Raw genomic sequence first — 22,212 nt, 5'->3', positions numbered from 1 at the left:
CGCTTGGGGAGCAGCGCTGAGCTAGACTCGGAATAAGTAACTTCCAACATCATAACACTCTAAAAGAATCATCCATAAAGTGATGTTATTAGTGTGATTTTAGACAAGTTCTAAGACAACCATTGGTGCTCCGTCTCCGCGTCTTGGTTCTGTCTTCAAGATACGAGTGTAGCCACCTTGACGTTCAGCATAACGAGGTGCAATATCGTTGAATAACTTTTGTAAAGCTGATTCGATAACGATTTCCTCATTTTCTTCACGCACGCTAGCAACTTCATTACGTACGAAAGCCGCAGCTTGACGACGTGCATGTAAGTCTCCGCGTTTGCCTAAAGTGATCATTTTTTCAGCAGTTGAGCGAACTTCTTTCGCACGAGCTTCTGTAGTCACAATACGTTCATTAATTAATAAGTCAGTTGTTAAATCACGCAACATCGCTTTACGTTGGCTAGATGTGCGTCCTAGTTTACGATAACTCACGTTGGTTTCCCTCCTTCGTAAAAGGTTTAATCTTCTTTACGTAAACCTAAACCTAAGTCATGCAATTTTGCTTTAACTTCTTCCAATGATTTACGTCCTAAGTTACGGACTTTGATCATTTCTGGCTCAGATTTATTCGTAAGTTCTTGTACAGTATTGATTCCTGCACGTTTTAAGCAATTATAAGAGCGAACAGATAAGTCTAATTCTTCAATCGTCATTTCTAACATTTTTTCTTTTTGTGTTTCTTCTTTTTCGACCATGATTTCAGCGTTTTTCGCTTCATCAGTTAGGTTGACAAAGATGTCTAAATGTTCAGTCATGATTTTTGCAGATAAACTCATTGCTTCCAATGGTTCGATTGAACCATCTGTCCAGATCTCCATTGTCAATTTATCAAAATCTTCACGATGTCCAACACGTGTGTTTTCTACTTGGTAGTTGACACGACGTACAGGCGTGTAGATTGAATCGACTGGAAGAACACCAATTGGCATATCTTCTTTTTTGTTTTCATCTGCTTGAACATAACCACGTCCTGGTTTCACCGTTAGGCGAGCATGGAACGTAGCACCTTCAGATACACTGCAGATGTACATATCTTTGTTAAGAATTTCTACCTCACTATCAACGATAATATCGCCAGCAGTTACTGTAGCAGGTCCGGTAATATCGATCTCAAGGGTTTTTTCTTCTTGACCATACATTTTCAGTGCTAAACCTTTAATGTTCAAGATGATTTGAGTGACGTCTTCTCTAACACCTTTGATGGTAGAGAATTCATGCAGTACACCATCGATTTGAATATTAGTGATGGCAGCACCTGGCAAAGAAGATAATAAAATACGACGTAGGGAATTCCCTAAAGTAGTCCCATACCCTCTTTCAAGAGGTTCAACGATGAACTTGCCATAATCTTTTTCTTCATCAATTTTTGCGATTCTTGGTTTTTCGAACTCAATCATTCTTATCTTTACCCCTTTCAAAACGAAAAGTGTCTTGTTCAATGACGTTACTAATAGAACTCAAAATGAGAGGCACTCATTAAACACGACGGCGTTTTGGAGGGCGGGCACCATTATGAGGAACTGGAGTCACGTCACGAATTGCAGTCACTTCTAAACCTGTTGCTTGTAATGAACGAATTGCTGCTTCACGTCCAGAACCAGGTCCCTTAACTGTTACTTCAACAGTTTTTAATCCGTGTTCCATTGCTGCTTTTGTAGCTGTTTCTGCTGCCATTTGAGCGGCAAAAGGAGTTGATTTTTTGCTTCCTTTGAAACCTAATGAACCAGCTGATGACCACGCTAAAGCATTTCCGTGAGTATCAGTGATCATGATGATTGTGTTGTTGAATGTAGAGTGGATATGTGCAATCCCAGCTTCTATATTCTTTTTCACACGGCGTTTACGATTCACTTTTTTTGCTACCATGAAGATTTAACCTCCTTCACTTAAGAATTATTTTTTCTTGCCAGCGATAGCGCGAGCTGGGCCTTTACGAGTACGTGCATTGTTTTTCGTGTTTTGTCCACGAACAGGCAATCCACGACGGTGACGGATTCCACGGTAAGAACCGATTTCCATCAAGCGTTTGATGTTTAAGTTCACTTCACGACGAAGATCCCCTTCAACTTTTAATTTATCTACTTCTGCACGGATAGCATCTGTTTGTTCATTCGTTAATTCACGAACGCGAACATCTTCAGATACGCCAGCATTAGCTAAGATTTGTTTCGCAGTAGTGTTACCAATACCATAGATATAAGTAAGTGAAACTACTACACGTTTATCACGAGGAATATCTACTCCTGCAATACGAGCCATATTTAGTGCACCTCCATTTATCCTTGACGTTGTTTATGTTTTGGATTTGCTGGGCAAATCACCATAACGCGTCCTTTACGACGAATTACTTTACAATGTTCACACATTGGTTTTACTGATGGTCTTACTTTCATGATAATACCTCCTGTAGTTTTACGGAGTACAATTATTTAAAGCGATAAGTAATACGGCCACGGTTTAAATCATATGGAGACAATTCAACCGTCACTTTGTCACCAGGTAGAATACGAATGTAGTGCATACGAATTTTACCTGAAACAGTAGCAAGAACTTGGTGTCCGTTTTCTAGTTCAACTTTAAACATTGCATTCGGCAAAGTTTCGACGACTGTACCTTCGACTTCAATCATATCTTCTTTTGCCACGCACAGTACCTCCTTGTACTTGTTTCGCATTTTCACACGATAAAATGGCGGAAACTGCAGTTCCCACCTCAAAATTCTCAAAATGGATCATCTAGAGGATTCTCTAGAAGTCGGACTGACATATTCTATCATAATTTATTGAACTTGACAAGAGTAACTGCTTAATGCAAGTCGGCTACGGGCAATCGTGCTATTTTTCAATGATTTTTTGGACATCAGTAAATACAGCATCGATTTCACGATCACCATCGATAGTGTGTAGCAAACCTTGTTCTTTATAATAAGCCAAGATTGGTTCACTATTTTTGATGTTGATAGCCAGACGATTTTTAACCGTCTCAGGTTTATCATCTTCTCTTTGATAGAATTCATGCCCACCACAACGATCACATGTGTCTTCAACTTTTGTAGGGTTGAAAATTTTATGGTAAGTTGCTCCACAGTTACGGCAAATGAAGCGGCCTGCTAAACGCTCAACCAAGACTTCTTCACCCACGTGGATATCGATGACAGCATCAATTTGTTTATTTAAATCTTTTAGCATTGCATCTAGAGCTTCTGCTTGCTCGATTGTACGAGGAAAGCCATCTAATAAGAAGCCTTTCTCTGTATCGGGTTCTGCTAGACGCTCTTTTACGATTCCATTTGTTACTTCATCAGGAACTAATGCACCTTTATCCATATAAGACTTTGCTTCCAAGCCAAGAGCTGTTTCATTTTTGATAGCTGCACGAAACATATCTCCTGTTGAGATGTGAGGAATCCCATAAGCGTCAATGATTTTTTCAGCTTGTGTTCCTTTACCTGCACCTGGCAGCCCCATTAAAATGAGGTTCATTGCTTTCCCTCCTAATAAATGTGAGAACGTGTGTTGAGGAAAAACCTCAACACGCTTTCTTACTCAATAAAGCCAACATATTTACGTTTCAGCATTAAGCCTTCTAACTGTTTCGCAGTTTCCAAAGCCACACCGATCACGATCAACAGACTTGTACCACCTAATCCGATTGATTGTGGCAGATCCCAAATCATTTGTGCAATGATTGGTAATAATGCCACTAAACCAAGGAATAGTGCTCCAACTGTACTTAATCGCATCAATAAGCTTGAGACATACTCTTCAGTCCCCTTACCAGGGCGTACACTTGGTATATAGCTTCCTTGCTTTTGTAAGTTCTCCGCTAATTTCTCAGGGTTTACTTGAACAAAGGCATAGAAGAATGTAAATGCGACGATCAATACCGTATAAATCGTTGCGCCAGGCACCGTATTATAGTTAAAGATCTCCATCATTATTTTATACCAGTTTTCAGATCCGAATCGCCCACTTAACGCTTGTAACACAGCATTTGGTGTCGCAATAAATGAACTTGCAAAGATAACCGGAATTACCCCAGCAGCATTTACTTTCAACGGTAGATAACTACTTGTTGGCGCACCTGCTATACGTTTGGTGTACTGAATCGGGATCTTACGTTCAGCTTGTTGGAAAAATGTTACGAATGTCACGATTGCTAGAACCGCAACTAGTAAGATGGCAACGAAAATCGCAGATCTCCAGATATCGGAAGAATTGATATTTACGAAGTAATCTTCATAAATTTCACGTACACTTTCCGGTAATCTTGAAATGATCCCTGCAAAGATGATCATTGACACACCGTTACCGATACCTTTTTCAGTGATTTGTTCACCCAACCAAGTAACAAACATCGTTCCTGCAGTTAAGATCAAACCGATCGTTACATAAGTAGAGACATTTGGATTGTTGACAAAACCTAATTGAGCGTATTGGTTAAACCCTGCTGTGATACCGACAGATTGGATAAATGCCAATACTAACGTCAAATATCTTGTTGCCTGATTCAACTTTTTACGACCAACTTCTCCTTGTTTCGACCATTCCACAAAACGTGGCACGATATCCATTTGTAATAATTGGATCACGATCGAAGCAGTAATGTAAGGCGAAACCCCCATCGAAAAGATCGAGAAGTTTTGCATTGCACTACCACTTACCAAGTTCAACATGTTGAAAAACGGTAAGCTAGATAGGTCTTGTAATGAGCTTGCATTTACGCCGGGAACAGTGATATGTGCCCCTAAACGAAAAACAAAGAGAACAAATACAGTAAAAAGGATTTTCGATCTAATATCTTTGACCTTAAAAGCGTCTTTTAATAGTTTAAGCATTAGATCACCTCAACAGAGCCACCAGCCGCTTCGATTGCTTCTTGTGCTGCTTTTGAGAATTTAGCTGCTTTCACAGTTAACTTTTTGTTCAATTCTCCGTTAGCTAAAACTTTGATTCCAGCTTTTTCGTTTTTCACGATTCCAGCTTCTACTAAAGCAACAGGAGTTACTTCAGCTCCGTCTTCAAAGCGATTCAAGACATCTAAATTAACGACTGCGTAGTCCTTACGGTTAACATTTGTAAATCCACGTTTTGGTAAACGACGGAACAATGGTGTTTGTCCCCCTTCGAATCCTAGACGTACACCACCGCCTGAACGAGCTTTTTGTCCTTTTTGACCACGTCCGGCAGTTTTTCCGTTACCTGAAGAAGTACCACGACCAACACGGTTACGTACTTGGCGTGAACCTTCAGCGGGTTTTAATTCATGAAGTTTCATAGGTTTGGCACCTCCTTAATTGTCCTAGTTCTTATTTCATTTGTTTAATTAAACTTCTTCAACGTCCACTAAGTGAGAAACAGTGTTGATCATGCCTTTGATTGCTTCATTAGCAGGCTTAACCACAGAACTGTTAATCTTTGTAAGACCTAACGCTTTAACAGTATCGCGTTGGTTTTGAGGACGTCCGATAATACTGCGTTTTAAAGTTACTTTTAATTCAGCCATTATGTTTGTCCTCCTTATCCGATTAATTCTTCTACTGATTTGCCGCGTAGAGCTGCAACTTCTTCAGCACGTTTTAATTGTTTCAAACCTTCAACAGTTGCGCGAACAACGTTGATTGGTGTGTTTGAGCCTAAAGATTTAGAAGTGATATCTGCTACCCCTGCTAATTCTAATACGGCACGAACTGGTCCACCAGCAGCAACCCCAGAACCTTCAACAGCAGGTTTCATTAGGATTCTACCACCACTAAAAGCACCGATTACTTCGTGTGGGATTGTTGAACCAACCATAGGTACTTCAACTAAGTTTTTCTTCGCATCTTCAATTGCTTTACGGATCGCTTCAGGTACTTCTTGTGCTTTACCAGTACCAAATCCTACGTGTCCGTTTTTGTCACCGACAACAACTAAAGCAGCAAAACGTAGACGACGTCCACCTTTAACAACTTTTGTTACACGGTTAATTGCAACAACGCGGTCTTCTAATTCCAAATGTTTTGGATCGATATAAACCATGAATGGTATTCCTCCTTCTTCTAAAATTCTAGTCCATTTTCGCGAGCAGCTTCAGCTAAAGCTTGCACACGGCCATGGTAAAGGTATCCACCACGGTCAAAGACTACGACTTTAATGCCTTTTTCAGTTGCGCGTTCAGCAACTAATTTACCGACAGCTTGTGCTGCTTCTGTTTTTGTTCCACCTGAAATTTCTTTATCCAAGGTAGAGGCACTTGCTAGCGTTACACCCGCTACGTCATCAATAAGTTGCGCGTAGATGTTTTTGTTAGAACGAAAAACGTTCAAGCGTGGGCGCTCAGCAGTACCAGAGATAGTGTTACGTACACGACGGTGTCTCTTTTGACGTGTTTTGTTCTTATCTGGTTTTGTAATCACAATTGTCACCTCTTTATTTTTATTTTTTCTACTGTCAGACAGTAGAAATGATCAGTTTTGAAAAAATAGAAGCTGCGGCACAAGTAAACTCTCTCTTAATGAAGGCATACTTCAGCAAAATCCTTTTTTCCTGCTGCTGGCTTCTATGAAATTTTTCGAAACGATTATTTACCAGTTTTACCTTCTTTACGGCGTACGAATTCGCCAACATAACGAATACCTTTACCTTTATAAGGTTCTGGAGGACGAGTACCACGGATGTTCGCAGCTAATTCGCCAACTTCTTCTTTGTTCGCACCCTTCACAATTACTTGTGTGTTAGATGGTACTTCAACAGTCACGCCAGCTGGTGGTGTGATTTCTACTGGATGTGAGTAACCAACGTTCAATACAAGTTTTGTTCCTTGCATTTGCGCACGGTACCCAACCCCGATTAATTCTAATCCTTTTTGGAAACCTTCACTAACACCTACAACCATGTTGTTGAAGTTAGCACGAGTTGTTCCATGGATAGTTTTCATTTCTTTACTGTCATTTGGACGAGTGAATGTCACTTCATTTCCTTCGATATTCATTTTGATATCAGCAGAAAATGTACGAGTCAATTCCCCTTTTGGTCCTTTAACTGTAACGTTGTTTCCATCTTGAGTGATAGTTACTCCTTCAGGGATCACAACGATCTTATTTCCAATACGGCTCACTTAAAGACACCTCCTTGTAGATTCTACTTGATTACCATACGTAAGCGATAACTTCGCCGCCGATGTTTTTCTCACGAGCTTCTTTATCAGTGACAACACCTTCAGAAGTCGAAATAATAGCGATACCTAAGCCATTTAAAACTTTTGGCACTTCGCCAGCTTTAACATAAACACGTAAGCCTGGTTTAGAAATACGTTTTAAGTTTGTAATAACACGTTCGCCGCTTTTACCGAATTTTAGGAAAACACGGATCACGCCTTGCTTGTCATCTTCGATATATTCAACATCACGGACGAAACCTTCACGTTTCAAGATTTCAGCGATGTCACGTTTAATTTTTGATGCAGGAACTTCTAAAGCCTCATGTTTAACCATGTTTGCATTACGGATACGAGTTAGAAAATCTGCAATTGGATCTGTCATGACCATTGAACTTTTACCTCCTTCTTATGCGAATTTACTTTTTTACCAGCTAGCTTTCTTCACGCCGGGAATTTGACCTTTATAGGCAAGTTCGCGGAAGCAAATACGGCAAAGATGGAACTTACGATAAACTGAATGTGGACGTCCGCAACGTTCGCAACGAGTGTAAGCTTGTGTTGAATGTTTTGCAGGACGTTTGTTTTTAGCAATCATTGATTTTTTAGCCACGTAGTTCGCCTCCTTTAATTATTTTTGGAATGGCATGCCTAATTGTGTCAACAACTCACGAGATTCTTCATCTGTGTTCGCTGTCGTTACAATGACGATGTCCATACCACGTACTTTATCTACTAAATCATAATCTACTTCTGGGAAGATCAATTGTTCTTTAATACCTAAAGTGTAGTTTCCACGACCATCAAAGGCTTTTTTACTTACACCATGGAAGTCACGTACACGTGGTAGAGAAACTGATACTAATTTATCTAAAAATTCGTACATTCTTTCTCCGCGTAAGGTAACTTTTGCTCCAATTGGCATTCCTTCACGTAAACGGAATCCAGCGATTGATTTTTTAGCTTTTGTGATCATTGGTTTTTGTCCAGTGATCAAAGTTAGTTCTTCAACTGCTTTGTCTAAGTTTTTAGCGTTTGATACCGCATCACCAACACCCATGTTGATGACGATCTTTTCAACTTTAGGTGTTTGCATAACAGAGCTATAGTCAAATTTTTCCATCAATGATGGAGTTACTTCTTTAAGATATTTTTCTTTTAGGCGGTTCATTCAGTAAGACCCTCCTTCCTTAAACTTTTTATTTATCTAAAACTTCACCGGTTTTTTTAGAAACACGGACTTTTTTTCCGTCTACTTCTTTGTAGCCAACTCGGCCAGCTACACCAGTAGAGTCGATGACCATCACGTTAGAAACGTGAAGTGGCGCTTCCATCTCAACAATTCCACCTTGAGGAGCAGCTTGAGAAGGTTTTTGGTGTTTTTTGATCATGTTCACACCTTCGACAACCACTTTATCCTGTTTAGGAAACGCTGCTAATACAACGCCTTCTTTGTTTTTGTCTTTACCGGTGATCACTTTAACTTTATCGCCTTTTTTAACAAACATAACTGTTTCGCACCTCCTTTGTTAAGTGTCTCAAGATTATAAAACTTCTGGTGCTAGAGAAACGATCTTCATGAAGTTGTTTTCACGTAGTTCACGTGCAACTGGCCCAAAGATACGTGTTCCACGAGGGCTTTTATCATCACGAATAATCACTGCAGCATTTTCATCAAACTTGATATATGAACCGTCTGCACGACGAGCTCCTGATTTTGTACGAACGATAACGGCTTTAACGACGTCACCTTTTTTGACAACCCCACCTGGCGTTGCTTGTTTAACCGTAGCAACGATCACATCACCGATATTCGCAGTTTTGCGACCAGATCCGCCAAGGACTTTGATCGTCAAAATTTCACGTGCGCCTGAATTATCAGCGATTCTTAAACGACTTTCTGCTTGGATCACGTTGTGTATCCTCCTTTCAGATTTTGCATTCAATCTATATAGGAAAATCTCGTGTTATTAGATAATAACTGCTTCTTCGACTATTTCCAACAAACGGAAACGTTTTGTAGCTGATAATGGACGAGTTTCCATAATTCTCACGATGTCGCCAACTTTTGCTGTGTTGTTTTCATCATGTACTTTGTACTTCTTAGAATAGTTCATACGTTTACCGTAGATAGGGTGGTTTTTCTTTGTTTCGACAGCAACGGTAATTGTTTTATCCATTTTGTCTGATACCACGCGACCTTGATAAACTTTGCGTTGATTTCTTTCTTCAGTCATACGCTTAATGGCCTCCTTCCATAATTACTTAGCTTGTTCACGCAAAACTGTTTTGATGCGTGCAATCGATTTACGTACTTCTTTAATACGTGCAGTGTTTTCTAATTGACCTGTTGCTAATTGGAATCTAAGATTAAACAATTCTTCTTTTAATTGTTTTTCTTGATCAAGCATTTCGGCAGTGGTTAATTCTCTGATTTCTTTAACCTTCATTCGATTCACCACCCATTTCCTCACGTTTTACGATCTTAGTTTTCATTGGTAATTTGTGAGAAGCTAAACGTAATGCTTCACGAGCTACTTCTTCAGAAACGCCTGCAATTTCAAACATGATTTTACCACGTTTTACTGGTGCAACCCATCCTTCAGGAGCCCCTTTACCTTTACCCATACGAACGCCGATCGCTTTAGATGTATATGATTTATGAGGGAAAATTTTGATCCATACTTTCCCGCCACGTTTCATGTAACGAGTCATAGCAATACGAGAAGCTTCGATCTGACGGTTTGTGATCCAGTGTGATTCAACAGCTTGTAAGCCGTATTCACCGAATGCTACTTCTTTTCCGCCTTTTGCTTCACCACGCATTTTTCCGCGGAATTCACGACGGTGTTTTACACGTTTAGGTACTAACATGTTTATTTCCCTCCTTTCTCAGTGTTTTTTTTAGTTGGAAGAATTTCTCCACGATAGATCCACACTTTAACTCCTAGTTTTCCGTATGTTGTATCTGCTTCTTCCCATGCGTAATCAATATCCGCACGCAAAGTGTGAAGAGGAACTGTTCCTTCTGAGTATCCTTCTGAACGAGCGATATCCGCACCGTTTAGACGTCCAGATACTTGAGTTTTGATCCCTTTAGCGCCAGAACGCATTGAACGTTGGATCGCTTGTTTTTGAGCGCGACGGAATGCAACACGGTTTTCTAATTGACGTGCAATTCCTTCACCTACTAATTTAGCATCTAAATCTGGTTTTTTGATTTCCACGATGTTGATATGGATTCTTTTACCAGTTAATTTGTTTAATTCTTTTCTTAGGTTTTCGACTTCAGATCCGCCTTTACCAATAACCATACCTGGTTTAGCTGTGTGGATTGAAATGTTTACGCGGCCAGTTGCGCGTTCGATTTCAATTGTTGATACAGCAGCATCAGCAAGTCTAGTTGAAATAAATTTACGGATTCTTAAATCTTCGTGTAAGAACTCTGCATACTCTTTTTCAGCAAACCATTTTGCATCCCAGTCGCGGATGATGCCTACACGCATTCCAATTGGATGTACTTTTTGACCCACAGATTATCCCTCCTTATTTTTCTGATACGACTACCGTGATATGACTTGTACGTTTGTTGATTGGTGAAGCTGAACCTTTTGCACGTGGACGGAAACGTTTCATTGTTGGTCCTTCGTTAACAAATGCTTCAGATACTACCAAGTTCTCAACATCTAAGTCAAAGTTGTTTTCTGCATTTGCAATTGCTGACATCAATACTTTCTCGATGATCCCAGCAGATTTGTTTGGTGTGAATTTCAAAATTGAAATTGCATCCGCAACACTTTTACCTCTGATAAGGTCAATTACTAGACGCGCTTTACGAGGTGAAGTGCGAACTGTTTTTGCAGTTGCTTTAGCTGATGTGATTTGTTCTGCCATTTGCTTTTATCCTCCCCTCGAATTAGCGTCTCGTTTTCTTGTCGTCAGCGACATGCCCACGATAAGTTCTAGTTGGTGCGAATTCACCTAATTTGTGTCCTACCATATCTTCTTGGATGTAAACTGGTACGTGTTTACGTCCATCGTATACTGCGATGGTATATCCAACAAAACTTGGGAAAATTGTCGAACGACGAGACCAAGTTTTGATTACTTTTTTCTTTTCGGCCCCTGCTTGAGCTTCAACTTTACTCATTAAATGCTCATCAACGAAAGGCCCTTTCTTTAAACTACGACCCATGGTGAACCTCCTCTCAAAATGTGCGACACATGGTCAAAGTAATTATTTATTTTTACGACGAACGATAAGTTTGTCTGATTTAGCTTTCTTGTTACGAGTTTTGTAACCAAGAGCTGGTTGACCCCAAGGAGAAACTGGAGCTTTACGTCCGATTGGAGCTTTACCTTCACCACCACCGTGTGGGTGATCGTTAGGGTTCATTACGCTACCACGTACAGTTGGGCGTTTACGCATCCAACGAGAGCGGCCAGCTTTACCAATATTGATAAGTTCGTGTTGTTCGTTACCTACAGAACCGATTGTTGCACGGCATGCAGCTAAGATCATGCGAACTTCACCAGAGTTTAAGCGGATCAATACGTATTTGCCTTCTTTACCAAGTACTTGAGCACTTGTACCAGCAGAACGGATCAATTGTCCACCTTTACCAGGTTTCATTTCAATATTGTGGATCACAGTACCAACTGGAATGTTTTCTAAAGGAAGAGCATTTCCGACTTTGATATCTGCTTCAGGACCTGAAACAAGTTTCATTCCAACTTGTAGTCCTTTTGGTGCTAAGATGTAAGCTTTCACTCCATCTTCATAATGTACTAACGCGATGTTAGCTGAACGGTTTGGATCATATTCGATCGTTTGAACAGTAGCAACAACGTTGTCTTTATTACGTTTGAAATCGATCACGCGGTATTGGCGTTTGTGTCCGCCACCTTGATGACGTACAGTGATGCGGCCGTTGTTATTACGTCCAGCATGGTTTTTCAATGGCTGTAACAATGTTTTTTCAGGTGTTGATGTTGTGATTTCAGCAAAATCAGAACCTGTCATGTTACGACGGCCATTTGTGGTAGGTTTGTACTTTTTAATCGCCACGTTTTCCCCTCCTAATTTAATCAGTTATCGAGTGTTGCTTATTCAGCAGCTTCGAATAATTGGATTTCTTTTGAATCTTCAGTCAATGTAACGATCGCTTTGCGACGTTTTTTTGTATATCCTGCATATTTGCCCATACGTTTGAATTTCGCACGTACGTTCACGATGTTCACGTTTTTGACTTTCACGTCAAAAGCAGCTTCAACCGCTTGTTTTACTAAAGTTTTGTTTGCGCGTGTGTCTACTTCGAAAGTATATTTCTTGTCATCCATGGCAAGCATTGATTTCTCAGTGATCACTGGGCGTTTGATTACGTCTAGTAAGTTCATTATGCAAGCACCTCCTCAATTTGAGTAAGAGCAGTTTGTGTTGCTAAAACTTTTGTATTTGATACAACATCTAGAACACTAACGTTGTCAGAAGTTACTACAGAAACGTTTGATAAGTTACGTGCAGATAAAGCTGCAAAGTCGTTACCAGGTTCTAGTACAACCAATACTTTAGAGTCAATAGATAATTTAGCAAGAACTTCTTTGAATTCTTTTGTTTTTGGTGCATCAAAGCTTAATCCTTCGATTGCTACCAAGTTGTTTTCTGCAACTTTTTCTGATAATACAGATTTCATTGCTAAACGACGAACTTTTTTAGGAAGTTTGTAGCTGTAAGAACGTGGTGTTGGTCCGAAGACTACGCCACCTCCACGCCATTGCGGTGAACGGATTGATCCTTGACGAGCACGACCAGTTCCTTTTTGACGCCATGGTTTACGGCCACCGCCTCGAACAGCGCTACGGTTTTTAACCGCATGTGTTCCTTGTCTTAATGATGCGCGTTGCATAACGATTGCGTCGTAAACAACACTTTCATTTGGTTCAATTCCGAAGATTTCTTCGTTAAGAGTGATTTCACCGTTTTGGCTTCCATCTTGTTTGAATAATGCTACATTCGGCATTCCTTAGTTCCTCCTTTCTTCCTACTATTATTTAGCTTTCACAGCTGATTTGATAGTGATTAATGATTTTTTCGCTCCAGGAACGTTACCTTTGATCAAGATTACGTTTCTTTCAGCATCTACACGTACAACTTCCAAGTTTTGGATAGTTACGCGGTTGCCACCCATACGGCCAGCAAGACGTTTGTTTTTGAATACACGGTTAGGTGCAACTGGACCCATTGACCCAGGACGACGATGGTAGCGAGAACCGTGAGCCATTGGTCCGCGGCTTTGGCCGTGACGTTTGATAACCCCTTGGAATCCTTTACCTTTCGTAGTACCTGTTACATCAATAATGTCTCCTGCTTGGAAAACATCAACTGTAATTTCTTTTCCTACTTCATATTCTCCTAGCTCAACATTTTTGAATTCACGAATGAAGCGCTTAGGAGCCGTGTTTGCTTTTGCAACATGACCTTTCGCAGGTTTGTTTGATAAAACTTCACGTTTGTCTTGGTAACCAACTTGAATAGCTTCGTAGCCATCAGTTTCCATTGTTTTTACTTGTAGTACTACGTTTGGCGTAGCTTCTACAACAGTAACTGGAATTAATTCGCCAGATTCAGTGAAGATTTGTGTCATTCCCACTTTTTTCCCTAAGATTCCTTTGGTCATGAGTACACCTCCATTATTATTAGTTTAGTTTTTATAGTTTGATTTCGATGTTAACACCTGATGGTAAGTCAAGCTTCATTAAAGCATCAACTGTTTTTGGTGTTGGGTTCACAATGTCGATAAGACGTTTGTGTGTACGCATTTCGAATTGTTCGCGTGAATCTTTGTATTTGTGAGTCGCACGAATAACTGTGTAAAGACTGCGTTCAGTTGGTAATGGAATTGGACCAGAAACGCCAGCTCCAGTTCTTTTTGCAGTTTCCACGATTTTATCCGCTGATTGATCTAAAATACGGTGTTCATACGCTTTTAAACGGATACGAATTTTTTGTTTTGCCATCTTGTTCCCTCCTTCGCCTATTTTGAAAAGTAGACATAGCTCCACGAAAATTTCCGTCACGCTCGTTCGTGGCAAAGCGTCCGGGCGTGTCGCAACCTCTCGTTTCTTAGCCGACAAAATCATTTTGATTTCGTCTGTGCCATTCACCTAAGGTAAACGCACCTTTGTCATTATAATATATCTAAATTCACAACGCAAGGTTTTTTTGCTGTAAAAAACAATTTATTTTCATAAGTTTTCATTCAATTAAAAAAAGAGAAATCCTTCTCTTTTTTATAGAAGGATTTGTTGTTTTTCCTTTCAATTTCCATTCGCCTATTTAGAGGAAAAAGGCAATTCACTACATATTAAGAATATTTTTGGATATTCCTCTCTTTCATAGCCTCTCCTCTAATCAATTGTCTGCTGAAATAAAAAAAGTTCGAGGCAAAGGATCAAGATCCTTACCTCGAACTTCAACGTCCGAATAAATGTTACTTTGTTAGGCTTAAAATGAATTAAGCTTTGATTTCTGTAACGACACCGGCACCAACTGTACGTCCGCCTTCACGGATTGAGAATTTAGTACCGTTTTCGATAGCGATTGGGTGGATTAATTCAACTTCCATTGTTACGTTGTCGCCAGGCATAACCATTTCAGTTCCTTCTGGTAATTCAACAACACCAGTTACGTCAGTCGTACGGAAGTAGAATTGTGGACGGTAGTTAGTGAAGAATGGAGTATGACGTCCACCTTCTTCTTTAGTCAACACGTATACTTCTGCAGAGAATTTTGTATGAGGTGTGATTGTACCTGGTTTAGCTAAAACTTGACCACGTTGGATGTCTTCACGTGAAACACCACGTAATAACGCACCAATGTTATCGCCTGCTTCAGCGTAGTCTAATAATTTACGGAACATTTCAACACCAGTTACAGTTGTTTGAGCTGTTTCTTCTGCGATACCAACGATATCGATAACGTCACCAACACGAACTTGTCCACGTTCAACACGTCCTGTAGCAACAGTACCACGACCAGTGATTGAGAATACGTCCTCAACTGGCATCATGAATGGTTTGTCGTTATCACGTTCTGGAGTTGGGATGTATTCGTCAACTGCAGCCATCAATTCAAGAATTTTTTCTTCGTATGAAGCGTCGCCTTCTAAAGCTCTTAAAGCTGAACCAGCGATTACAGGAACATCGTCACCAGGGAATTCGTATTCTGTTAATAGGTCACGAACTTCCATTTCAACTAATTCAAGTAATTCTTCGTCATCAACCATATCTACTTTGTTCAAGAATACAACGATGTATGGTACACCAACTTGACGAGATAATAGGATGTGTTCACGAGTTTGAGGCATAGGGCCGTCAGCAGCAGAAACAACTAAGATTGCTCCGTCCATTTGAGCAGCACCAGTGATCATGTTTTTAACGTAGTCCGCGTGTCCTGGGCAGTCAACGTGAGCATAGTGACGTGCGTCAGTTTCGTACTCAACGTGAGCTGTTGAGATAGTGATTCCGCGTTCGCGTTCTTCAGGAGCACCATCGATTTGATCGTAAGCCATTGCTTGGCCGCCGTTTTTCTTAGATAGTACAGTTGTGATTGCAGCTGTTAAAGTTGTTTTACCATGGTCAACGTGTCCGATAGTACCAATGTTAACGTGTGGTTTCGAACGGTCAAATTTTTCTTTTGCCATTTTAAAATATCCTCCCTAAAATTACAGTTTAATTTTTATTTGTCTGATAGGTATGTGATAGACAAAATTGCCGATCACATGCCCGTATCATCAAAAGTTATTTTACACGAAACTGCATAAAAAATACAGTCTCTAGATAAATCTCTTCACGAGACTACCTTGCTTTAAGAAATTATTCAGCTTTTCCGCCGTTTTTCTTAATGATTTCTTCTTGAACAGATTTCGGTACGTCTTCGTAGTGGTCAAATACCATCATGAATGTACCACGACCTTGAGTTGCTGAACGCAATGTAGTCGCGTATCCGAACATTTCTGCCAATGGAACGATTGCATTAACGATTTGTGAATTACCGTGTGCTTCCATTCCTTCGACACGTCCGCGTCGGCTTGTTACGTGTCCCATGATATCACCTAAGTAATCTTCTGGTACAGTAATCGTAACTTTCATCATTGGTTCAAGGATCACAGGACGTGCGTGTTTTGCAGCAGCTCTTAGAGCCATTGATGCAGCAACACGGAACGCTGTTTCATTTGAATCGACGTCATGGTATGAACCATCGTAAAGTTTTGCTTTGATATCCACTAATGGGTATCCAGCAAGAACACCGTTATTCATTGATTCTTCTAATCCTTTTTCAACTGCTGGGATGTATTCACGTGGAACCACACCACCAACGATTGCGTTTTCGAATTCGAAGCCTTTTCCTTCTTCGTTTGGTGTAAATTCAACCCATACGTGACCGTATTGACCTTTACCACCAGACTGACGTACAAATTTACCTTCCGCTTTTGTTGCTTCACGGAATGTTTCGCGGTAAGAAACTTGAGGCGCACCAACGTTTGCTTCAACTTTAAATTCGCGTTTCATACGGTCTACTAATACGTCCAAGTGCAACTCACCCATACCTGAGATAACTGTTTCACCTGTTTCAACGTTTGTTTCAACACGGAATGAAGGATCTTCTTCTGCAAGTTTTTGCAACGCAACACCCATTTTATCTTGGTCAGCTTTTGATTTAGGCTCAACTGCGACTTGGATAACTGGTTCTGGGAATTCGATTGATTCAAGGATAACTGGTGCATCTAATGCACACAATGTGTCCCCTGTTGTTGTATCTTTCAATCCAACAGCAGCGGCGATATCACCTGAATACACTTTGTCGATTTCTTGACGTGTGTTTGCGTGCATTTGTAGGATACGACCGATACGCTCTTTTTTGCCTTTTGATGCGTTCAATACGTATGAACCACTTTCAAGGACACCAGAGTAGACACGGAAGAAAGTTAGACGACCTACGAATGGGTCAGTCATTACTTTAAATGCTAATGAAGCAAAAGGAGCTTCGTCATCTGCAGGACGAGTTGTTTCTTCGTCTGTTTTTGAGTCAATACCTTTGATTGCTTCAATATCAAGTGGTGATGGCAAGTAATCAAGAACAGCATCCAACATCAATTGGACCCCTTTATTCTTGAATGCTGAACCAGCTAACACAGGGAAGAACTCAACGTTGATTGTTGCACGGCGGATACCGGCAATCAATTCTTCTTGAGTGATTTCTTCACCTTCAAGATATTTCATCATTAGTTCTTCGTCTGTTTCAGCAACAGCTTCGACTAATTTTTCACGCCATTCTTGTGCTTGTTCTGCATATTCTTCAGGGATTTCAGTTTCTTGGATGTCTGTGCCTAGATCGTTTGTGTAGATCTCTGCTTTCATCGTTACCAAGTCAATGATACCTGTGAAGTTATCTTCAGAACCGATTGGCAATTGGATTGGATGCGCGTTCGCTTGTAAGCGATCGTGCAATGATTTTACTGAGTATAAGAAGTCTGCACCGATTTTATCCATTTTGTTACAGAATACGATACGAGGTACTCGGTACTCAGTTGCTTGACGCCAAACAGTTTCAGTTTGAGGTTCAACACCTGATTGTGCATCAAGTACAGTTACAGCACCATCCAATACACGTAGAGAACGTTGAACTTCGATTGTGAAGTCTACGTGTCCTGGTGTATCGATGATATTTACGCGGTAACCTTTCCACTGCGCAGTAGTGGCAGCAGATGTAATCGTGATACCACGTTCTTGTTCTTGTTCCATCCAGTCCATCTGTGAAGCTCCTTCGTGAGTTTCACCGATTTTATGGATTTTACCAGTATAGTACAAGATACGCTCTGTTGTTGTAGTTTTACCTGCATCAACGTGAGCCATGATACCAATATTACGAGTTTTTTCTAGCGAAAATTCTCTTGCCATTTTCTTACTCCTCTCTTTGTTTAAATCGATTGTAAATTGACTTTCTGCTGTGGGATTAGCCGACAGACAGAGAGGATCTTACCAACGATAATGAGCAAATGCGCGGTTCGCGTCTGCCATTTTGTGTGTGTCTTCGCGTTTTTTAACAGAAGCTCCAGTGTTGTTTGCAGCGTCCATGATTTCTTTCGCTAAGCGTTCTTCCATTGTGTGTTCACCGCGCAAGCGAGCGTAGTTAACTACCCAACGTAGCGCTAAAGTCGTACGACGTTCAGGGCGAACTTCAACTGGTACTTGATAGTTTGAACCCCCAACACGACGTGCTTTAACTTCAAGAACAGGCATAACATTGTTCATTGCTTGTTCAAACACTTCTAATGGATCGTTACCTGTAGATTCTTTGATCAAATCAAAGGCATTATAGATAATATTAGCAGCAACACCGCGTTTTCCGTCAACCATTACACGGTTGATCAAGCGAGTTACTAATTTTGAGTTATAAATAGGATCTGGTAAAACATCACGTTTTGCAACAGGACCTTTACGTGGCATCCGTAACTCCTCCTTCCGAAATATTCTTCATAGTTGATCGAACGACTATTATATAGTAGGTTCGATTTTCATTTGTAGTAAATAATTAAAATTAAGCTTTAGGTCTTTTCGTACCGTATTTAGAACGGCTTTGTTTACGGTCGTTCACACCAGCAGTATCTAGTGCACCACGAACGATATGATAACGTACCCCTGGTAAGTCTTTTACACGTCCACCGCGTAATAGTACCACGCTATGCTCTTGTAAATTGTGACCAATCCCTGGGATATAAGCAGTAACTTCAATTAAGTTTGACAAACGAACACGAGCATATTTACGTAAAGCTGAGTTCGGTTTTTTAGGTGTCATTGTTCCCACACGTGTAGCTACCCCACGTTTTTGAGGAGAGTTCACGTTTGTTTGAGTTTTCTTAAAGCTGTTATATCCTTTGTTCAAAGCAGGTGAATTAGATTTTTCCACCTTTGATTTACGAGGTTTACGTACTAATTGGTTAATTGTAGGCATTCCTAGTTCCTCCTTCCCACGATTCACATCTAGTTCCACACATCCAGGTGGTTCTTTTTTTGCGATAAAAAATAAATGCAGTTATGCATCTTTATCAAATATGCTTTGATAAACAGTCAGCACGTCTCTTAACAGAGACCTGTAGATAAAGCACCTTGGTTAGAATATCACGGATAAAAAAGAATGTCAACCAAACATATACATTTTTTTCTATCCTATAAAATTTGTGTTATGCTCCCTATCTTTTTCGATCAAATCAAGCTAAAATAGCAGTTAAAGAGCTATAAAAATGCTGGAGGGATAGAAATGAACTTAAAGCAATTAGTAGGCATTAAAGCTGCAGAATTTGTTGAAGATGGCATGATCGTTGGACTTGGAACTGGTTCTACTGCCTATTATATGGTAGAAGAAATTGGCCGACGCATGCGTGAAGAAGGATTGAAAATCACTGGTGTCACTACTTCTAGCGGTACAAAAGCACAAGCAGAAAGCTTAGGTATCCCTTTGAAAAGTATTGATGAAGTCCCAGTCGTCGATTTGACGATCGATGGTGCCGATGAAATCAGTGCCGATTTTCAGGGAATCAAAGGCGGCGGTGCTGCTCTTTTATTTGAAAAGATTGTCGCATCTTATTCAAAACAAACGATCTGGATCGTCGATGGATCAAAAATGGTGGATCAACTTGGGCGCTTTCCACTCCCTGTCGAAGTCATCCCTTATGGTTCTCAACAACTGATGCGTCTTTTTAAAGAAAAAAACTATCAGCCTGTATTACGTCAAACAGAAACTGGGGAGACCGTCGTAACAGATAGTGGACATTATATTATTGACCTTCATTTAGAACGAATTGAAGATCCCGAAAAATTAGCGACTTATTTGGATCAATTAGTCGGTGTCGTCGAACACGGCTTGTTTTTAAATATGGTTTCAAAGGTTGTCGTTGCCTCTGAAAATGGCGTGTCTGTACTCGATACTCCCTTTCAAAAATAATGCGAAAGAGATTCGTTGAAAATGCCTAAAAAAACTATCTTTTTCAGTTACTTTATGCTACATTTTTACTTGTCTCAAACACTTAGAAAACTTTGCTAGAAAGGAATCACCATGAAGATTATCGGTTATGCACGTACAACTATCAATGATGTCGATTTGACGGCTCAAATGCAAAAACTCTCTGATTTTGGTTGTCACGAAATTTTTCACGAAACGTATGGTCAAAAAGACAGTTTATCTGACGCCATTTGTTTAGAAAAAGTCATCGAGAAAATGGAGCAAGGCGATACATTAGTGATTTGCCAGCTTCATCATCTAGGAAAATCGACAAGACAACTAACAGAATTCACGAAATTATTTAAAGACCGTGGGTTACATCTAGTCAGCATCACAGAAAAAATCGATACTCGCGAACCTATGGGGACGGTCTACTTCCAATTAATGGAAGGATTAGCTGAGATGGAGTGTGCATTGATCAAAGAACGCACGCTGATTGGATTAGATGAAGCACGCAAAAAAGGAAAAATCGGCGGACGACCAAAAATCGATGCCAAAACAATCAAAAAAATTCGTCGTCTCTACTATGAAAAGAAAGAAACGATCCAATTTATTTCTTCAAAATGTGGCGTTTCAGTCGGCACTTGCTACAAATATATCAACCTACCTGAAAAAGAGCTTCAGCAATTATTCAATTAATTAGCAAGTACAAACCCGTTGATTTCAATAATTGATCGAAAGAACCCACACTAAACAAACAGAAATTATTTTACTTAATAGATAAAAAGGTTGTCAAACAAGTTTTTTGAGTGAAAGCTCTGTAATAACGCTTGTTTACAGCCTTTTTTTTAGTTCGTCAGTGGTCTTTTAAACAAACAGCTTTCATTTTACAATGGAAATCTTATGAAAAACATTGTACAATAAGGCAGAACTGAAATTTTCAGAAATAACACTTATTTTAAAGGAGAGTTAAACATGCCAAAATTAGTTTTTTCTCGTCACGGTCTTAGCGAATGGAATGCATTGAACCAATTTACTGGTTGGGCAGATGTAAACCTAGCACCAGAAGGAATCGAAGAAGCAAAAGAAGGCGGACGTAAAATCAAAGAAGCTGGAATCGAATTTGATGTTGCTTATACTTCTGTATTAACTCGTGCCATCAAAACTTGTAACTTGATTTTAGAATACTCAGATCAACTTTGGGTACCACAAATCAAATCATGGCGCTTGAACGAACGTCATTATGGTAAATTACAAGGATTAAATAAAAAAGAAACAGCAGAAAAATATGGTGACGAACAAGTTCACATCTGGCGTCGTTCATACGACACTCTTCCTCCATTAATGGAAGCAACTGATGAAGGTTCAGCAGCAAACGATCGTCGTTATGCAATGTTAGACAAACGCGACGTACCTGGTGGAGAAAACTTGAAAGTTACTTTAGAACGCGCATTGCCATTCTGGCAAGACGAAATTGCACCAGCTTTGTTAGACAACAAAACTGTCTTAGTTGCTGCACATGGTAACTCTTTACGTGCATTAGCAAAACATATCGAAGGAATCTCTGATGAAGACATCATGGATCTTGAAATCCCAACAGGTCAACCACTTGTTTATGAATTAAACGACGACTTGACTGTCATCAAAAAATACTACTTATAATAGATCCTTTATTGTAAGTATGACAGCCCCCTCACCTCCTACTATTGTAAGAGATGAAAGGGCTGTTTTTTTAGATATTAGATAGACGGCAGTCTTAGCTATCAAATGCGAATGACATCAATTTACATAAGAACTAATGATCATAATAGTAAGTACTGTTTGAATAAATTAAGAGGGAAGGCGTAGCATGGAGAGAAAAAAGAACGTTTAGTTTATTCCCTGTCATACCAATTGCGCATGAACAATGGACAAATTCTGAGCAACTCCTTTTTCAAAAGCTATGATCTTAGGAACGATTTTAATAGTGGTAGTTTATCTCTTCGCACCATACAGCTATTACTATTACAAGATAAAGCGAGGCAAGG

36 protein-coding genes are annotated in these 22,212 nt (G+C 40.0%); 3 read left to right on the top strand and 33 right to left on the bottom strand.

The window, feature by feature from the left end:
• Positions 1–99: 99 nt before the first annotated feature.
• The 33 genes from rplQ to rpsL form a co-directional block, all read right to left on the bottom strand.
• Positions 100–480 carry a 50S ribosomal protein L17 gene (gene rplQ, locus IGJ19_RS00580; RefSeq protein ID WP_010734449.1) on the bottom strand — a complete coding sequence of 127 codons (381 nt, stop codon included), beginning with the start codon at positions 478–480 and terminating at the stop codon, positions 100–102.
• 26 nt (positions 481–506) lie between these two features.
• Entirely contained in the window at positions 507–1,445 is a 939-nt protein-coding gene (locus tag IGJ19_RS00575; RefSeq protein WP_005880735.1) for a DNA-directed RNA polymerase subunit alpha, read from the bottom strand.
• Positions 1,446–1,524: 79 nt separating this feature from the next.
• Positions 1,525–1,914, bottom strand: a complete 390-nt coding sequence (gene rpsK, locus IGJ19_RS00570) for a 30S ribosomal protein S11 (protein WP_010734450.1) — start codon at positions 1,912–1,914, stop codon at positions 1,525–1,527.
• Positions 1,915–1,941: 27 nt separating this feature from the next.
• A complete protein-coding gene (rpsM, locus tag IGJ19_RS00565) occupies positions 1,942–2,307 on the bottom strand; it encodes a 30S ribosomal protein S13 (RefSeq protein ID WP_010734451.1) in 366 nt (121 codons plus the stop codon).
• Between the two features lie 17 nt (positions 2,308–2,324).
• A complete protein-coding gene (gene rpmJ, locus IGJ19_RS00560) occupies positions 2,325–2,441 on the bottom strand; it encodes a 50S ribosomal protein L36 (protein WP_002288710.1) in 117 nt (38 codons plus the stop codon).
• Positions 2,442–2,473: 32 nt separating this feature from the next.
• Complete coding sequence (gene infA / locus IGJ19_RS00555) at positions 2,474–2,692, bottom strand: translation initiation factor IF-1 (protein WP_002288695.1); 219 nt, start codon at positions 2,690–2,692, stop codon at positions 2,474–2,476.
• A 190-nt stretch (positions 2,693–2,882) separates the two neighbouring features.
• The gene (locus tag IGJ19_RS00550; protein WP_010734452.1) at positions 2,883–3,530 is read right to left on the bottom strand and encodes an adenylate kinase; all 648 of its coding nucleotides are present in this window, start codon (positions 3,528–3,530) and stop codon (positions 2,883–2,885) included.
• A 59-nt stretch (positions 3,531–3,589) separates the two neighbouring features.
• Entirely contained in the window at positions 3,590–4,885 is a 1,296-nt protein-coding gene (gene secY / locus IGJ19_RS00545; protein WP_023518901.1) for a preprotein translocase subunit SecY, read from the bottom strand.
• A complete protein-coding gene (gene rplO / locus IGJ19_RS00540; protein ID WP_010734454.1) occupies positions 4,885–5,325 on the bottom strand; it encodes a 50S ribosomal protein L15 in 441 nt (146 codons plus the stop codon). The genes secY and rplO overlap by 1 nt, the downstream gene beginning before the upstream one ends.
• A 48-nt stretch (positions 5,326–5,373) precedes the next feature.
• Positions 5,374–5,553, bottom strand: a complete 180-nt coding sequence (gene rpmD / locus IGJ19_RS00535; protein ID WP_010734455.1) for a 50S ribosomal protein L30 — start codon at positions 5,551–5,553, stop codon at positions 5,374–5,376.
• A gap of 14 nt (positions 5,554–5,567) precedes the next feature.
• Positions 5,568–6,068, bottom strand: a complete 501-nt coding sequence (gene rpsE, locus IGJ19_RS00530) for a 30S ribosomal protein S5 (protein WP_010734456.1) — start codon at positions 6,066–6,068, stop codon at positions 5,568–5,570.
• A 20-nt stretch (positions 6,069–6,088) separates the two neighbouring features.
• The gene (rplR, locus tag IGJ19_RS00525; protein ID WP_010734457.1) at positions 6,089–6,445 is read right to left on the bottom strand and encodes a 50S ribosomal protein L18; all 357 of its coding nucleotides are present in this window, start codon (positions 6,443–6,445) and stop codon (positions 6,089–6,091) included.
• Positions 6,446–6,609: 164 nt separating this feature from the next.
• Entirely contained in the window at positions 6,610–7,146 is a 537-nt protein-coding gene (gene rplF / locus IGJ19_RS00520; protein WP_010734458.1) for a 50S ribosomal protein L6, read from the bottom strand.
• Between the two features lie 31 nt (positions 7,147–7,177).
• A complete protein-coding gene (gene rpsH, locus IGJ19_RS00515; protein ID WP_010734459.1) occupies positions 7,178–7,576 on the bottom strand; it encodes a 30S ribosomal protein S8 in 399 nt (132 codons plus the stop codon).
• Positions 7,577–7,612: 36 nt separating this feature from the next.
• Positions 7,613–7,798: a type Z 30S ribosomal protein S14 gene (locus IGJ19_RS00510; RefSeq protein WP_002356214.1), complete on the bottom strand. Its 186-nt coding sequence runs from the start codon at positions 7,796–7,798 to the stop codon at positions 7,613–7,615.
• 18 nt (positions 7,799–7,816) lie between these two features.
• Positions 7,817–8,356: a 50S ribosomal protein L5 gene (gene rplE, locus IGJ19_RS00505; RefSeq protein ID WP_010734460.1), complete on the bottom strand. Its 540-nt coding sequence runs from the start codon at positions 8,354–8,356 to the stop codon at positions 7,817–7,819.
• 28 nt (positions 8,357–8,384) lie between these two features.
• On the bottom strand, positions 8,385–8,693 hold the full coding sequence (gene rplX / locus IGJ19_RS00500; protein WP_010734461.1) for a 50S ribosomal protein L24: 309 nt from the start codon (positions 8,691–8,693) through the stop codon (positions 8,385–8,387).
• A 36-nt stretch (positions 8,694–8,729) separates the two neighbouring features.
• Positions 8,730–9,098, bottom strand: coding sequence for a 50S ribosomal protein L14 (rplN, locus tag IGJ19_RS00495; RefSeq protein ID WP_010734462.1), 369 nt, complete (start codon positions 9,096–9,098; stop codon positions 8,730–8,732).
• Between the two features lie 57 nt (positions 9,099–9,155).
• On the bottom strand, positions 9,156–9,422 hold the full coding sequence (rpsQ, locus tag IGJ19_RS00490; RefSeq protein WP_010734463.1) for a 30S ribosomal protein S17: 267 nt from the start codon (positions 9,420–9,422) through the stop codon (positions 9,156–9,158).
• A gap of 24 nt (positions 9,423–9,446) precedes the next feature.
• Positions 9,447–9,635 carry a 50S ribosomal protein L29 gene (rpmC, locus tag IGJ19_RS00485; RefSeq protein WP_002288664.1) on the bottom strand — a complete coding sequence of 63 codons (189 nt, stop codon included), beginning with the start codon at positions 9,633–9,635 and terminating at the stop codon, positions 9,447–9,449.
• Positions 9,625–10,059, bottom strand: a complete 435-nt coding sequence (gene rplP, locus IGJ19_RS00480; protein ID WP_010734464.1) for a 50S ribosomal protein L16 — start codon at positions 10,057–10,059, stop codon at positions 9,625–9,627. The genes rpmC and rplP overlap by 11 nt, the downstream gene beginning before the upstream one ends.
• Before the next feature lie 2 nt (positions 10,060–10,061).
• Positions 10,062–10,718 carry a 30S ribosomal protein S3 gene (gene rpsC, locus IGJ19_RS00475; protein ID WP_010734465.1) on the bottom strand — a complete coding sequence of 219 codons (657 nt, stop codon included), beginning with the start codon at positions 10,716–10,718 and terminating at the stop codon, positions 10,062–10,064.
• Positions 10,719–10,731: 13 nt separating this feature from the next.
• Entirely contained in the window at positions 10,732–11,079 is a 348-nt protein-coding gene (gene rplV, locus IGJ19_RS00470) for a 50S ribosomal protein L22 (protein WP_010734466.1), read from the bottom strand.
• Positions 11,080–11,101: 22 nt separating this feature from the next.
• Entirely contained in the window at positions 11,102–11,380 is a 279-nt protein-coding gene (gene rpsS, locus IGJ19_RS00465) for a 30S ribosomal protein S19 (protein WP_010734467.1), read from the bottom strand.
• A gap of 42 nt (positions 11,381–11,422) precedes the next feature.
• Positions 11,423–12,253: a 50S ribosomal protein L2 gene (gene rplB / locus IGJ19_RS00460; protein ID WP_010734468.1), complete on the bottom strand. Its 831-nt coding sequence runs from the start codon at positions 12,251–12,253 to the stop codon at positions 11,423–11,425.
• Between the two features lie 38 nt (positions 12,254–12,291).
• Positions 12,292–12,582 (bottom strand): 50S ribosomal protein L23, encoded by a 291-nt coding sequence (rplW, locus tag IGJ19_RS00455; RefSeq protein ID WP_002290449.1) that lies wholly within the window; start codon positions 12,580–12,582, stop codon positions 12,292–12,294.
• Entirely contained in the window at positions 12,582–13,205 is a 624-nt protein-coding gene (gene rplD / locus IGJ19_RS00450) for a 50S ribosomal protein L4 (protein WP_010734469.1), read from the bottom strand. Before rplD ends, rplW begins: the two co-directional genes overlap by 1 nt.
• A gap of 27 nt (positions 13,206–13,232) precedes the next feature.
• The gene (gene rplC, locus IGJ19_RS00445) at positions 13,233–13,862 is read right to left on the bottom strand and encodes a 50S ribosomal protein L3 (RefSeq protein WP_010734470.1); all 630 of its coding nucleotides are present in this window, start codon (positions 13,860–13,862) and stop codon (positions 13,233–13,235) included.
• A gap of 31 nt (positions 13,863–13,893) precedes the next feature.
• The gene (gene rpsJ / locus IGJ19_RS00440) at positions 13,894–14,202 is read right to left on the bottom strand and encodes a 30S ribosomal protein S10 (protein WP_010734471.1); all 309 of its coding nucleotides are present in this window, start codon (positions 14,200–14,202) and stop codon (positions 13,894–13,896) included.
• A 497-nt stretch (positions 14,203–14,699) separates the two neighbouring features.
• Positions 14,700–15,887, bottom strand: a complete 1,188-nt coding sequence (gene tuf, locus IGJ19_RS00435; protein WP_010734472.1) for an elongation factor Tu — start codon at positions 15,885–15,887, stop codon at positions 14,700–14,702.
• Between the two features lie 172 nt (positions 15,888–16,059).
• Positions 16,060–18,144, bottom strand: a complete 2,085-nt coding sequence (fusA, locus tag IGJ19_RS00430; RefSeq protein WP_010734473.1) for an elongation factor G — start codon at positions 18,142–18,144, stop codon at positions 16,060–16,062.
• Positions 18,145–18,222: 78 nt separating this feature from the next.
• Positions 18,223–18,693 carry a 30S ribosomal protein S7 gene (gene rpsG / locus IGJ19_RS00425; protein WP_010734474.1) on the bottom strand — a complete coding sequence of 157 codons (471 nt, stop codon included), beginning with the start codon at positions 18,691–18,693 and terminating at the stop codon, positions 18,223–18,225.
• A 91-nt stretch (positions 18,694–18,784) separates the two neighbouring features.
• Complete coding sequence (gene rpsL / locus IGJ19_RS00420) at positions 18,785–19,198, bottom strand: 30S ribosomal protein S12 (RefSeq protein ID WP_010734475.1); 414 nt, start codon at positions 19,196–19,198, stop codon at positions 18,785–18,787.
• 306 nt (positions 19,199–19,504) lie between these two features.
• On the opposite strand from rpsL, the gene rpiA reads away from it, so the two are divergent.
• The 3 genes from rpiA to IGJ19_RS00405 all read left to right on the top strand — a co-directional run bounded on the left by rpiA (position 19,505) and on the right by IGJ19_RS00405 (position 21,847).
• Entirely contained in the window at positions 19,505–20,188 is a 684-nt protein-coding gene (gene rpiA, locus IGJ19_RS00415; RefSeq protein WP_010734476.1) for a ribose-5-phosphate isomerase RpiA, read from the top strand.
• Between the two features lie 111 nt (positions 20,189–20,299).
• The gene (locus IGJ19_RS00410; protein ID WP_019723066.1) at positions 20,300–20,884 is read left to right on the top strand and encodes a recombinase family protein; all 585 of its coding nucleotides are present in this window, start codon (positions 20,300–20,302) and stop codon (positions 20,882–20,884) included.
• Positions 20,885–21,160: 276 nt separating this feature from the next.
• The gene (locus tag IGJ19_RS00405) at positions 21,161–21,847 is read left to right on the top strand and encodes a 2,3-diphosphoglycerate-dependent phosphoglycerate mutase (protein WP_010734478.1); all 687 of its coding nucleotides are present in this window, start codon (positions 21,161–21,163) and stop codon (positions 21,845–21,847) included.
• Positions 21,848–22,212 lie beyond the last annotated feature (365 nt).

The organism is Enterococcus sp. DIV1368b (genome assembly GCF_050529595.1).
GTDB classification, from domain to species: domain Bacteria; phylum Bacillota; class Bacilli; order Lactobacillales; family Enterococcaceae; genus Enterococcus_B; species Enterococcus_B mundtii.
Note: the sequence above shows the minus strand (reverse complement) of the source record. Positions and strands in the feature narration are given on the sequence as shown.